The sequence below is a fragment of the Streptomyces stoeckheimensis genome (genome assembly GCF_045822005.1).
Taxonomy (GTDB): Bacteria; Actinomycetota; Actinomycetes; order Streptomycetales; family Streptomycetaceae; genus Streptomyces; species Streptomyces stoeckheimensis.
The window spans coordinates 208,905-221,220 of sequence record NZ_CP169552.1 but is presented as its reverse complement, the minus strand read 5'-3'; the positions used below and the strand labels follow the sequence as shown (position 1 = coordinate 221,220).

At 68.8% G+C, this 12,316-nt stretch carries 10 protein-coding genes; 2 read left to right on the top strand and 8 right to left on the bottom strand.

Annotated features, from left to right (window positions below):
* Positions 1 to 974 precede the first annotated feature (974 nt).
* The 3 genes from ACE1OC_RS42650 to ACE1OC_RS42640 form a co-directional block, all read right to left on the bottom strand.
* Positions 975 to 1,172 (bottom strand): serine protease inhibitor, encoded by a 198-nt coding sequence (locus tag ACE1OC_RS42650; RefSeq protein WP_407842049.1) that lies wholly within the window; start codon positions 1,170 to 1,172, stop codon positions 975 to 977.
* Positions 1,173 to 2,248: 1,076 nt separating this feature from the next.
* Positions 2,249 to 3,501, bottom strand: a protein-coding gene (locus ACE1OC_RS42645; protein ID WP_407842048.1) for an IS3 family transposase whose coding sequence is annotated in 2 segments (ribosomal slippage) — positions 2,249 to 3,222 and positions 3,222 to 3,501 — 1,254 coding nt in all. Because the reading frame shifts where the segments join, the coding sequence is not laid out codon by codon here.
* 241 nt (positions 3,502 to 3,742) lie between these two features.
* The gene (locus tag ACE1OC_RS42640) at positions 3,743 to 4,045 is read right to left on the bottom strand and encodes a hypothetical protein (protein WP_407842047.1); all 303 of its coding nucleotides are present in this window, start codon (positions 4,043 to 4,045) and stop codon (positions 3,743 to 3,745) included.
* Between the two features lie 89 nt (positions 4,046 to 4,134).
* Between ACE1OC_RS42640 and ACE1OC_RS42635 the strand changes: the two genes are divergently transcribed.
* Positions 4,135 to 5,082 carry an NAD-dependent epimerase/dehydratase family protein gene (locus tag ACE1OC_RS42635; RefSeq protein WP_407842046.1) on the top strand — a complete coding sequence of 316 codons (948 nt, stop codon included), beginning with the start codon at positions 4,135 to 4,137 and terminating at the stop codon, positions 5,080 to 5,082.
* Positions 5,083 to 5,207: 125 nt separating this feature from the next.
* Here ACE1OC_RS42635 and ACE1OC_RS42630 read toward each other — a convergent pair whose 3' ends face one another.
* Together ACE1OC_RS42630 and ACE1OC_RS42625 are read right to left on the bottom strand one after the other, a co-directional pair.
* Positions 5,208 to 6,053 carry an NAD(P)H-binding protein gene (locus ACE1OC_RS42630; protein WP_407842045.1) on the bottom strand — a complete coding sequence of 282 codons (846 nt, stop codon included), beginning with the start codon at positions 6,051 to 6,053 and terminating at the stop codon, positions 5,208 to 5,210.
* A 10-nt stretch (positions 6,054 to 6,063) separates the two neighbouring features.
* A complete protein-coding gene (locus tag ACE1OC_RS42625) occupies positions 6,064 to 7,158 on the bottom strand; it encodes a helix-turn-helix transcriptional regulator (protein ID WP_407842044.1) in 1,095 nt (364 codons plus the stop codon).
* A gap of 65 nt (positions 7,159 to 7,223) precedes the next feature.
* Here ACE1OC_RS42625 and ACE1OC_RS42620 point away from each other — a divergent pair, with 65 nt between their 5' ends.
* The gene (locus ACE1OC_RS42620) at positions 7,224 to 7,841 is read left to right on the top strand and encodes a TIGR03086 family metal-binding protein (RefSeq protein ID WP_407842043.1); all 618 of its coding nucleotides are present in this window, start codon (positions 7,224 to 7,226) and stop codon (positions 7,839 to 7,841) included.
* Between the two features lie 61 nt (positions 7,842 to 7,902).
* On the opposite strand, the gene ACE1OC_RS42615 is transcribed toward ACE1OC_RS42620, so the two are convergent.
* The 3 genes from ACE1OC_RS42615 to ACE1OC_RS42605 form a co-directional block, all read right to left on the bottom strand.
* On the bottom strand, positions 7,903 to 8,937 hold the full coding sequence (locus ACE1OC_RS42615; protein ID WP_407842042.1) for a methyltransferase: 1,035 nt from the start codon (positions 8,935 to 8,937) through the stop codon (positions 7,903 to 7,905).
* Positions 8,938 to 9,016: 79 nt separating this feature from the next.
* The gene (locus ACE1OC_RS42610) at positions 9,017 to 10,549 is read right to left on the bottom strand and encodes an FAD-binding oxidoreductase (protein ID WP_407842041.1); all 1,533 of its coding nucleotides are present in this window, start codon (positions 10,547 to 10,549) and stop codon (positions 9,017 to 9,019) included.
* Between the two features lie 48 nt (positions 10,550 to 10,597).
* Complete coding sequence (locus tag ACE1OC_RS42605; RefSeq protein ID WP_407842040.1) at positions 10,598 to 12,289, bottom strand: NAD(P)/FAD-dependent oxidoreductase; 1,692 nt, start codon at positions 12,287 to 12,289, stop codon at positions 10,598 to 10,600.
* Positions 12,290 to 12,316 lie beyond the last annotated feature (27 nt).

The following is a 12,316-nucleotide window of genomic DNA, read 5'->3' as shown; positions in this document are numbered from 1 at the left end:
CGGAGCGGGTACCTGAGCGCTGCGCGCTCAGGACTGAACGGCCTCGCTGCGCTCGGCCGAGGCGCCTTCGGCGCCTGCCCCCTCCGCTTCGCTCCGGGGGCAACGAACCGCCTCGCTGCGCTCGGTGGGGCTGCTTCGCAGCCCGGGGCCGGCCTTCGGCCGGAGCTCTCCGCTTCGCTTCGAGCTGGGTTGCGTGTTGCGCTGCGCTCCACACTCAACAGGCCGGCTTCGCCGGCCAGGGCTCCGCGCGCTGCGCGCGGGAGGTGACCCCGTTTCACGGGGTCCTGGCCTTCGGCCCGTTGGAGTGTCCGCTGCGCTCCCACTCCGGCCCCTACGGCTTCGCCTCCAGGGCCAAGGCCCGCTCCGCGGGCCCGGCTGGCAGCAGTAGCAAGTGGCGGGGGTGGTGTGCGCATCGGGCTCATCCTTCGTCCCTGAACCCCATGCGCCGCCTCAAGCGGACCCGCACAGCCCGGTCCGCGATAGCCACACCGGTGTACACAGCCCCCAGCATCGGCCCGGAGATCAACGCCACCACCACCCCACCGGGCTCATCCGCGAACAGCACGCCCCCAAGACTGACAGGAACCGCGATATAGACACCCAGCCGGACCGGGTGCTTGGTCACCCACCTCTGGAAACGAGTCAAGGGCAACCCAGCCCCATACGCCCGCTCGACCGCCAAGTACCTATCCACCAGCGACTTCCCCCAACTCCCCATCCACCACACGCTACGCGCCGAACACCCGCTTCGGGCCAGAGGTCCCGCGCTTCGCTGCGGCCTGGTTCTGGTTCCGCTGCGCTCCACCAGACACGGGCCTGCTAGGCAGCCCCAGGGCCTCGCGCTCCGCGCGGGAAGTACCCCCCTTCACGGGGTCCGGGCCTCTTGCCCACTGGGCTGGCTCCGCTCGACCCCCAACCGGTCCTCCCGGCTCCGCCTCCAGGACCCCAGCCCGCTCCGCGGACGGCAGCAGGGACTACCCGCGCCTGGGCTCCCGGACCACCTTGCCGTCCTTCACGAACAGCCTCACCCGCTGCTCATTGAAGTCCATCGTCACCATGCTGCCCTCAGACACCACATGGACCGTAATCCCCGGAAAGTCCGCCCCGATCTGCTGGCGGGCCTCCTCCACCGACTTCCCCAGCAGCTCCGGCCACACACTCTTCGCCTCCATCAACCCCTCCAGGGTGAAAATCGCTCCAGATCCCGCCTCGACGCCACAGGTCGACCACTGGCTCAGCCCGGGAGGTGACGCCGTTTGGCGGGGTACGGGCCTCCGGCTTCTCTCCCGTGCCACGATCTCACTAGCTGACTCCCTGGGCGTTCAGACTGACTGTCAGATACCGCATCGAAGCCGGGGCACACCCGACCAGCACCACAGCATCACCGTCGCGGCACTCGGCCACCTGCCAGCCGTACTGCACCACCCGGGCATCTGTAAGGCCTCTCGACCGGACCCGAACCAGCTCCCACCGCGCTGCGGGAAGTGGGCTTCGGTGAAGGTCCCTGAACTCCGTCGGCGTGACATGCAGCGTGGAACCCGTAGCCCAGAGGAAGACCAACGCCTCATCCCGGCAGTACGGGCGGTCACCAAGGACGCAGGCAACGAAACCCACCTCCGCCCCCTCCGCGAAACTCCGAGCCTTCCTCCTGGCCCTGCGCTTCTCATGACCCCACGTCAGCAGACCGCCAAAAACGAGCTCCAGCAAGAAACCCAGCACGCGCCACCCCCGTCGGCCTCAGTCCTCCAGCTGCAATCCAAACAGGCGCAACCAAAGACCACACTCCTCCCCAGGGAGGAGTGCAGGACACGGTCCTCTACACGGCAGCCAGGAGGAGAGGTGGGCGCCTCCCCCTGAAGACTCCCCCAGTGCTGCGGATGCTTCATTCTGGTACCCGGATAGACTCAGGAATACGGCCAAAGTGCCACACCAGCCGGACACCCCCAGACAAATGTCGCGGACCAATGAAACTGCGCAGTACTCAACCAACCTGCGCAACCAGGCCTCGAGCTAGGAACTCCGCAGGTCAGACGGCTGGGGCCCACCCCGTACTCTGCGCAGGATCAGTTAGCCACCAAGCCACCACCCCGCTCAACCAAACTGCACAACCCCAGGCCAGGAACGTGACGACTGCTCAGATTCACTGACCGGCGACAGCAGATCGCCATTCACCAGAACAGCGCATACCGGCCCGTGGCCACGTCGCAGCCAACCGGCACGGTGAACCGTTCCGGGTTCGGTAGAGACTCTAGATCTGGGTTGTGACCTGGGGTTTTGTGGTTGCGAGGTGGTAGGCGGTCTCGTATTCGACGGGTGGGACGTGGCCTATCTCACCGTGGAGTCGGCGGTGGCAGTACCAGTCGACCCACTCGGCGGTGGCGAGCTCGACCTGGGAGTGCGTCTTCCAGGGGCGGCCGGGTTTGATCAGTTCGGTCTTGAACAGGCCGATCGTGGACTCCATCAGGGCGTTGTCGTAGGCGTCTCCGACCGAGCCGATCGAGGCCGCGATGCCGGCGGCGTCGAGGTGTTCGGCGAGCCGGAAACTCGTGTATTGCGACCCGGCGTCCGAGTGGTGTATCAACTCGCCACGCTGGTAGGGGAATCCGTCGCGGTCGCGCTGCCACAGGGCCATCTCCAGGGCGTCCAGGACGAGCCTGGTCTCCTTCGTGGTGGCGGCCGACCACCCGACGATCCGGCGGGAGAAGGTATCCACGACGAACGCGACATAGATGACCCCGGACCAGGTCTTCACGTGCGTGAAGTCGGCGACCCAGCAGCGGTTCGGCGCGCTCGCGACGAAGTTCCGGTCCACCAGGTCCGGGGCCCGCTCGACAGATCCGTCCGGAATCGTGGTGATCACCTTCTTGCCGCGGACGGCGCCGGCGATGCCGTTCTCGCGCATGAGGCGCTCGACGGTGCAACGGGCCACGATGTGGCCTTGCCGGTTCAGCTCGCGCCAGATCTTCCGGGCTCCGTATACGCGGTAGTTGTCCTTGAAGACCTGGTGGATCAGGGGCTTGAGTTCCTCGTCGCGCACGGTCCGCGCGGATGGTTCGGTGAGGCGTTTGTGGTGGGCGTAATAGGTAGAGGGGGCGATCTTGCAGTCGTGCTCGGTGAGCGTCCTGCAGATCGGCTCGACGCCGCCAAAGCGGTCCCGGTGCTCGTCGATGAACGCTACGAGCGAAGATGTGGCCGGTCGAGCTCGGCCGCGAAGAAACTCGCCGCCGCCTTCAGGATGTCGTTCGCCCGCTTCAGCTCAGCGATCTCCTTCTTCATCGCCTTGACCTGCGCGGATTCCTCGCTGGTCACGCCGGGACGGGCGCCGGAGTCGACCTGGTCCTGACGGACCCACTTGCGCAGCGTCTCGGTCGAGCCGATGCCGAGTTTCTCGGCCACGGCCTTGATCGCGGCCGACTCGTTCGGGTAGTCGCCGCGGACCTCGGCGACCATACGGACCGCTCGTTTGCGCAGCTCAGCGGGATAGGAGGAAGGACGTGCCATGACTCGATCCTTTCATGCAATCGAGTCTCTACCGAACCCGGAACGGTTCAGAACACCGCAGGCCAGACGACCAACGGTCCCAGGCGCTACGCAGATGCAGTGAGCCACCCATCCAGGAACCCGCTCACCCAAACTGCACAACCCCAGGTCAGAAGCATGACCATTGTGCAGATTCGCTGACCCCCGACAGAACCTGCGCAGCACTCAACCAACCTGCACAGTCCGCTCGCCGGGCGGTGGTTCACATGGTGCCGGAGCAGGAACTGTTGATGGTGATCGACCGCCAATGGTGTGCCGCCGTGCGGAGGTCTTCGGCGCATCGGCGTAGGTGGTTGGTGTGGATGCTCTGTGGGGCGGCCTTCGCGAGCAGGTCGCACAGGTCTTGGAGGTCGAGCAGGGATTGGTTTAGATCCGCCGCAATCGGTCGCAGGACATCCCCTAGGTCTTCCGGGGTGGATATCGGTTCTTTGGTCGTCGCGTTCAGGAGTTCTCGCGTCGCCGTGACGACGGCCTGTGCGCTGCGTGTGAACAGTTCCTCGTTCATCGAAGCTTTCCCTTCTGTGTGGTGCTGATATGTCACTCGGCACCCACCCCGCCAGTTGGGCCGACCCGTCACGCCGACAAAATCGACGCATGCAGACATCGCAGATAGACCCCGTCCCCCGGGTGATCGTCATGACGGGAGGCACCGGTTTCATCGGCTCCGCCGTGTTGGAGGCCCTGGTCCGCCGGCCCGGCGTGCGTGTTCGGGCCCTCGCGCGTACCCCCGGTGCGGAGCGCGAAGGCGTGGAGTGGGTGCGCGCGGACCTGGGCGACCCCGGCTCGCTGCGCGGGGTCTGCGAGGGCGCGGCCGTGCTGGTGAACCTGGCCTCCTACATCGGTTCGGACGAGGAGCGGTGCCGCGCAGTCAACGTCGAGGGCGGCGCGGCCCTCGTGGCCGAGGCCGCGCGGGCGGACGTACGGCGCGTCGTCCATCTGTCCACGGCCGCGGTCTACGGGGACCGCCCGCACTGCGGGATCGAGGTCGACGAGTTCGCCCCGGATCCGGTGTCCGCCACGAGCCGCACCCGGCTTGCGGCGGAAGCCCCGGTGCTGGCCGCCGGCGGCACCGTCCTGCGGCCGGGGCTGGTGCTGGGCGCCGGTGACCGCTGGGTGGTCCCGGCCCTCGCCGAACTCGTCAGCCGGGTACCGGCCCGCTGGGACGGCGGCCGCGCGCAGCTGTCGGTGATCGACGTCGGTGAACTGGCCCGCCTGATCGATGCCGTCGCGACCTCCGCGGATGCGCTCCCCGGCGGGATCTACCACGCGAGCCACCCCACCCCGGTGTCGATCGGCGACCTGATGGCGGCACTGGCCGCCCACGGAGTACTGCCGGCGGTGCACGAGGACTGGCCCTGGGAGCGCTGTCTGGAGGAACTGCGCGCGCATCCCGGACGGGTGACGGAGCGGCAGTTCTCGCACGTGGCTCGCGACTACCACCAGCGCGCCGACCCCATCTGGCGCCTGACCCGCCTGCGCCCCACCCCCACGCCCCTCTCCCTGCTGCCCTCCGCCGCCCCCTGGTACCGCGCCCACCCGTAGCCCCGCAGGGGAAACGGCGAAGGCCGCCGGGCGCCTGCTGCTGCGGGGGTGTTGGCAGCGGGCGCCCGGCGGCTGTACGGGGCCTGCCCGGGGCGGACGGCGTACCGCGTGCCCCGGGCGGGGTCCTACTTGAAGGCCGGCAGGCTGCGCTCGACCCAGCCGGCGAAGGAGCCGGCCGGACGGCCGAGGACCTTCTCGACGTCCGGGCTGACCTGCTGCTCGACGGGCAGCGGGGAACCGAGGACGTCCAGGGTTCCGCCGATGACCTCCTCCGGCATGAACTGCGCCAGGTGCGCGGCGGCGGCCTCGCGGGTCAGGTCCACGTAGGTCACTTCCTCGCCCAGGGCCTGGCCGATCACGGCGGCCTGCTGGCGCGGGGCGATCGCCTCGGGGCCGGTCAGCACGTACGTCTGACCCGAGTGGCCGTCCTCGCGCAGGGCGACCGCGGCGACCGCGGCGATGTCCGCCGGGTCGACGACGGGCAGAACGACGTCACCGAACGGGTGGAAGATCGAGCGCTGGCCGCGGACCGACTCGGCCCAGGCGAAGGCGTTGGAGGCGAAACCGCCCGGACGCAGGATGGTGTAGTCCAGGCCGGACCCGGCCACGGCGGCCTCGAACTCGCGGAGGCGGTTGTGCGAGACGGTGCCCGAACGGGTGCCGGCGAGCTGGGAAGAGACCAGAACGACCCGCTTGACCCCGGCCTCCCTGGCCAGGTCGAGCAGCACGGTCGCGTCCTCGCCGGGACCGTTGAGCTCGCCGGCCAGCAGGATGAAGAACGCGTCGGCGCCTTCGAGGACCGGCTTGATGCTCGCGAAGTTCCCGAGATCGGCCTGGGCGTGACGGACGCCGTCCGGAAGGCCGGAGGGCAGCGGGCGCCGCGAGACGGCTACGACGTCCTCGCCCGCCTCTGCCAGCGCCGCGACGAGCGGACGGCCGATGTTACCGGTGGCTCCGGTGATAACAATCATGAACAGCTCCCTAATCAATGGGTATTGAGTGAAATTGCCGCCGTCGAGCAGCTGCGCCGTCTGGCCTGACGGTGCTCTGCTCCGTCACGTCCAGGACGCTAGCATCCTCAACATAGTAGGTACCTAGAGGAAAGTGACTATCGCTCGGATGCCTGTCATAGACGGCGGTCAGTGCATGCCCGAGGCGTGCGAGCGACTCGCGCGCCTCGGGAGGATCGAGGACCTCGACACGGTGGCCGAGGCCTGCCAGTCGGGCGGTCAGGTCCTGTACCGACGGGCCGTCGGCCGCGAACTCGACCCGCCCGTCGGGGTGGACCTCGCCGGTGCGCAGCCGGCCGCCGAACAGCCGGCGCAACAAGGGGAGGGCGTCCGGATCGGCCCGGGCGCGCACGGTCGTCGCACTCAGGCGTTGCTCCATCTCGGCGACCAGACCCTGCCAGGCCTGGGCGAGTTCGAAGCCTTCGGGGCGCCGTACCGGCTCGCCCGTCGGCTCCACGGAGGTGATCCGGCTGACCCGGAAGGTGTGCAGCCCCTCCGCGGTGCCGGCCACGAGGTACCAGCAGCCGGCCTTGGACACCAGGCCGAGCGGGTGCACGGTCCGCTCTTCGGGCGTCCGGTCGGGATGCGCGGCGTAGCCGAGGCGGACCCGCTCGCCACCCAGCACCGCCCGTTCCAGGGCGTGGTGGTGAGGCCCGGTGGCATCCACCTCCGTACGTGACCAGTCGAGCCCGTCGATGACGATCGCCTTGGCCGCCGCCTCCGCGTGCGGGCGCATCGGGGCGGGCACGGCCCCCCACAACTTCCGGAGCGCCGCCCGCAGTTCGGGTGAGGCCGACAGAGGTCCGGCGGCCAGGAAGAGCGCCCCGATCTCCCGCGAGGTGAAGCCGGTGAGGTCGGTGCGCGCACCGCCGATCAGGCTCCACCCGCCGCCCCGGCCGCGCTGCGAGTAGACGGGGACGCCGGCCGTGCCGAGGGCCTCCAGGTCGCGGCGCGCGGTGCGTTCGGACACTTCGAGCTCTTGTGCCACCTCACCCACCGTCACCTTCCCGCGCGCTTGGAGCATCAGCAGGGTCGCCACCAGACGATCAGCCTTCAAGACGACCATCCCTTGTTTTGATCTTTTTTCCTAATAGGACACAAGATGGCCTATTTTGTGGAGAAGATGGAGACATGACTGAGACTGCGAACACCGCCCCCTCCACCTCTTCCTCTCCCGACGCCACCGACCCGCGCGGTGGCCTGTTCAAGGCCGTCGAACTCGTCGGACGCACCCTCGCCGGGGTGCGCCCCGACCAGTACGACACCACCACCCCGTGTCCCGACTACTCGGTCCGCGACATGGGCAACCACCTCGTGTCGGTACTGCGCCGCGTCGCCGTACTGGGCGCGGGCGGCTCGTTCATGAGCGTTCCGCACTTCGCCGACGACGTCGCCGACGGCGACTGGGCCACGGCGTGGGCTGCGGCGACGAAGGAGTTCGACGCCGTCTGGTCCGACCCCGCCGTGCTCGGGCGCCAGATCGGCCTGCCGTGGGGCCCGGTTCCGGGTGTGGTCGGCGCGGTGATCTACACCAACGAGCTCGTCCTGCACACCTGGGACCTGGCCAAGGCCACCGGTCAGTCCCCGGAGTGGGACCCGGAGATCCTCGCGGCGCCGCTGGCGCACATGCACCGCGCCGTGCCCGCGGAGCCCCGCGGTGGTCAGGTGCCGTTCGGTCCTGTGGTGGAGGTGCACGAAGACGCTCCCGACATCGACAAGCTCGTGGGCTGGTACGGCCGCCGCCCCTGATCCACGCGGGCCTCGCCGGGGCCGCCGGGCATCTGACCGGCGGCCCTTCGGCGTACCCGGCTCAGGCGCGGACGGCCTCGACGATGCTGCAGAGTCCGCCGCCCGGAAGGATGCGGGACAGCTTCAGCCCGGCCTTCGCGAAGAGCTCCTCGTACTGGGCCTCGCTGCGCTGCACCCCGTCGGCGTGGGCCATCATGTTGAGGTCCATCAGCTTGACCGTCAGCCCCTCGTTGCCGTCCGCGGGCATGACGACCGCAACGATCAGCACGCGGCCGTCCTCGGCCATCGCCTCCCGGATGCGCGAGAGGATGACCTCGGCCTTCTTGTCCTCCCAGTTGTGGAGGACGTTGACCACGAGGTAGGCGTCACCGCCCGCGGGCACGGACTCGAGGAAGTCGCCGCCGGCGATCTCGACGCGATCCTGCACTCCGACCTTCTCGAACTCCGCGCCCGCACCGGCCACGACCTGCGGCTGGTCGAACAGCACGCCCTGCGCCTGCGGGTTGGCCGCGAGCACGGCAGCGAGAAGCTGGCCGTGACCGCCGCCGACGTCGACCACCTTGCGGAAGGAGCTGTAGTCGTACGCCTTCACCACAGGGGTGGTCACCTGCGAGGAGGTGTCCGTCATGGCCAGGTCGAAGATCTCGGCGGTCTTCGGGTTGTCGCGCATGTACTCCCAGACCGGCTTGCCGTGCACGCTCTCGAAGACGGAGCGGCCGGTTCGCACGGAATCGGCGAGGCCCGTCCAGGTGTTGCGCTCGGCGGGCGTTCCGACCCACCGGGCGAAGTTCCGCATCGAGTCGGGGGCGTCGCTGCGCAGGGCCTGGCCCACCTCGGCGAGGGCGAAGACGCGGCCTTCGCGCTCCTCGAACAGCTCGAGGTCGGCGCAGGCGCGCAGCAGGCGGTAGAGGTTGGTGGGGTCGGCGTCCAGTTCCTTGGCGAGGTCCTCGACATCGCGGGGGCCCTCGGCGAGGGCGTCGGCCACGGCGAGCTCGGCGACCGCGCTGACCGCCGCCGCGACCCAGCTCGACATGGCGAGCTGCAGGATCCGGGCGAAGGGGGGAATCTGGGTGGGGGCGGACTGCAAGACGGTCACGGCCTTTCGTTGCGTTGGTCTGTGGGGAACGGCGCGGGTGCGCCGGGCCGGCCCCGGGGGCGGGGCCGGCCCGGGCGACTCAGGCGGCGCCGACGGACTGCGGGGTGGAGTTGAAGATGCGTGCCGGGTCGTACTTCTTCTTGACCGTGACCAGGCGCGAGTAGTTGGCGCCGTAGTAGGACTGCTTCCAGTCCTGCAGGGCCGGGTCCATGTAGTTCACGTACGTTCCGCCGTTGGAGTGGGGGTTGACCGCGGCGAACCCGCCGTCGACCCACTGCTGTGCCACGGCCTTGCCCGCGGGAGTGGCGTTCGCGGCATCCGCGGTCGTCGACCGGTAGCTGACGCAGAAGAGCGTGTCCCGGTGCGGGTAGGCCGTCGCGCTGGCGGCCACGTCGTTGGCGGCGCCGCCGAACCAGTGGATCTCCAGCGTGCGCCGCTGGCCGGCGGCCCGGTGCGCGTCGAAGGCCGTCATCACGTCCGTCCAACCGCTCAGCGGCAGGGGCTGGGAGACCATCCGCATGCGCTCCACGCCGAAGGCCGGCCGGGTGAGCTGCCCGGTGGTGGTCTTCTCCGAGCGGCGGCACGCGTCCTGGCTCAGGCTGCCGCAGCCGAAGATGTTCAGCATCAGGTTCTGGTACGACGTGGTCATGTCGTTGCGTCCGACCGGCTGGCCCGTCATGGCGAGCAGGCGCGCCGTCTCGGCGGCCAGTTCGGCGGACGTGCCCCGGGAGACCAGGGTCACCACGGTGGTGGGAACGGCGCCCGGTGCGGCGTCCGGCAGGGTGATGTAGGCGCCGCCGGAGATGGAACGCGGCGCGTTCACGAGCCAGCGGGTCGACGCGTCGAGGATCTCGGCCGACCGCTCGTAGGGGAAGAAGAGGTACGAGACGAGCAGCGGGCCGATCACGTGCGCGGTGAGCTCGTAGGAGGTGACGACGCCGAAGTTGCCGCCGCCGCCCCCGCGTATCGCCCAGTAGAGGTCGCTGTTCTTCGTGGCCGACGCGGTGACGATGCTGCCGTTGGCGAGGACGACCTGGGCGGACTTCACCGAGTCGCAGCCCACGCCGAGGCTACGGGTCATGAAGCTGAGCCCGCCGCCCTGGAGGAAGCCGCCGGCCGCCACCGTGGGGCAGCCGCCGCTGCTGAGGGACAGCCCCTTGGTGGCCAGGGTGTTCAGCACGTCGATGTTGAGCGCGCCGGGGCCGATCGTCACGGAGTTGTTCGTGCCGAACTTGATCGAGTTCATCTCGGACACGTCGATGACGAGGCCCGTGGTGGTCGAGGCACCGGCGTAGTTGTGTCCACCGCTTCGGACGGCGAACTGCAGGCCCTCGTCCCGAGCGAAGAGGATCGCGTTGGAGACGTCTGCGGGCGTCTTGCAGTAGGCGATCGCCTGGGGGTTGATGACGTCGAACTGGGCCAGTTCGAGCTGCTTGGCCACGGGGTACTCGGCGTGGGACGGCAGCACCAGCCGGCCGTCCAGCTGCAGGTCGAGCCAGCTCCACCAGGGAGTCGAGGAGGTCGCGGCGGCCGTCGCCCCTGCGGCCTGCGGAAGCAGGGCGACGCCCACTCCGGCGGCGGCGGTGCCCAGCATCGTTCTACGGCTGATCATGTGAGGTCCAAGTGTCCGTTCTCGCGGAGGATGGAAGAGGATTCGCGGTCAGGAGACCTTGCGGCCGCGCAGGCCCTGCTTGACGACGCCCGCGAGCATGGAGCGGCCGAGGTCGCGCATCTCCTTCGGGCCGGACGTGCTCGCCCACCACATGAACTTGATCATCGTGGGGGTGGTGGCCCGGAAGAACCGGTGGTCCTCGGGGCCCTTCCAGCCGAAGGGCGTGTTGACGGACTCGCAGTCGCGGATGGCCTGGAAGACGATGTCCGCGGCCTTGTCGCCGTCGAGCTCGCCCGCCTCGTACCGCTCACAGGTCTCGACGGTGATGTCGAAGAGGTGCTTGAAGGCGTGGCTGTCCGGCCACCACAGGCCCGTGTACGGAGAGTTCTCCATCTCCTTGAAGTGGCGGTCGTCGCCGTCCAGCTCGAAGTTCTGGCGGGCCATGATCTGCCGCATGGTGGCCGGGGTGGTGAAGCAGGCCCACACCCGGAAGACCGCGTTCCAGAGGCGGAAGTGGTCGAAGGCGATGTAGGAGGCGTTGACGATGTTGTCGTTGTACGTCAGCAGGCCCTGTTCCAGCTTCTCCACGTACTCGAAGCGCTCTGCCTTGAAGTCGTCCTCGCGCAGGGCGTCCAGCACGCGCCAGGCGAGGGCGTCGACGACCTCGAAGGTGTTGGACAGACCCCGCGAGTACAGCGGGTCGATGAAGCCCGCCGCGTGCGACATCAGGCACCAGCGGTCGCCCACGGTCTTCTTCGAGGAGTACTGGATGCGGTCGGTGGAGACCCACTCGCGCACCCGCTTGGCACCCTCGAACTGGCGCTTCACCGCCGGGTACATGTCGAGGTAGTGGTTGAACTCCTCGTCCGGCGTCATGTCCTTCGGCTTGGGGTACAGCCGCTCGTCGAAGGTCAGGCCGACGCTGCAGACCGGGTTCTTGGAGTCCTTGTAGTTGTCGAACGGGATGATCCAGAACCAGCCGCGTTCGATGAGGTGGTGCAGGGTGCCCCCGTGGAAGGGCGAGTCGGCCGGCGGGCGCAGCGCCTCCGGGTAGTCGCACACGTCGTCGTACGGCTTGACGCCGACGTAGTGCGTGAACAGCGAGCGCGCGTGGTGCTTGTGCCTCGGCGGGTTCTCGCGCAGGTCGAACTTCTGCGCGAGCGGGGAGCGGAAACCGCTCGCGTCGATGAGGTACTTGGCGCGGAACACCTCGCCGTTCTTGCCGGTGACCGTGACGCCGTCGTCGTCGAAGTCGAGGTCGGTGGCGAACCAGTTCTGCCTGAGGGTGCAGCCGTACTTGGCGGCGACGTTCAGGTAGTACGAGTCGGTGTCCTGCCGGAAGAGGTGCACGGCCTCGGTGAGCATCTTCGGGATGACGAACATGTTCGCCTCACGCGGGTCCGGCTCGCGGTTCTTGCGGTGCTTGACGAAACCGAAGCTCTGCTTGCGGCCGTGGTGCGGGCCGATGTGCTCGGTGACCGCCTTGACGTCCAGCATGTGCTTGATCTCGGGGACGTCGTAGCGCGTGGCCAGAATGTGCAGCCACTCGACGAGCTGCGGGTTCTGCGACTCACCGACGGCGAACCGCGGGTGCTGGCCCGCGTCGACGAGCACCACGTCGGCACCCTGCCGGGCCAGGATGGCGCCCGTGATCGAGCCCGCGAGGCCCGAACCCAGGATGAGTACGTCACACTGGATGGCCTCGGGGGCCTCTTGCTTTGCCTCAGCCTTGGTGGACAAGACCGCACTCCTCTTTCTCGGATGGAT

What these genes read in the sequence shown, in the direction of transcription:
- ACE1OC_RS42650 (WP_407842049.1), bottom strand. Translation starts at nt 1,172, where the DNA reads ATGGAGGCGAAGAGTGTGTGGCCGGAGCTGCTGGGGAAGTCGGTGGAG.
- ACE1OC_RS42635 (WP_407842046.1), top strand. Translation starts at nt 4,135, where the DNA reads ATGCAGACATCGCAGATAGACCCCGTCCCCCGGGTGATCGTCATGACG.
- ACE1OC_RS42625 (WP_407842044.1), bottom strand. Translation starts at nt 7,158, where the DNA reads ATGGTCGTCTTGAAGGCTGATCGTCTGGTGGCGACCCTGCTGATGCTC.
- ACE1OC_RS42620 (WP_407842043.1), top strand. Translation starts at nt 7,224, where the DNA reads ATGACTGAGACTGCGAACACCGCCCCCTCCACCTCTTCCTCTCCCGAC.
- ACE1OC_RS42640 (WP_407842047.1), bottom strand. Translation starts at nt 4,045, where the DNA reads ATGAACGAGGAACTGTTCACACGCAGCGCACAGGCCGTCGTCACGGCG.
- ACE1OC_RS42610 (WP_407842041.1), bottom strand. Translation starts at nt 10,549, where the DNA reads ATGATCAGCCGTAGAACGATGCTGGGCACCGCCGCCGCCGGAGTGGGC.
- ACE1OC_RS42630 (WP_407842045.1), bottom strand. Translation starts at nt 6,053, where the DNA reads ATGATTGTTATCACCGGAGCCACCGGTAACATCGGCCGTCCGCTCGTC.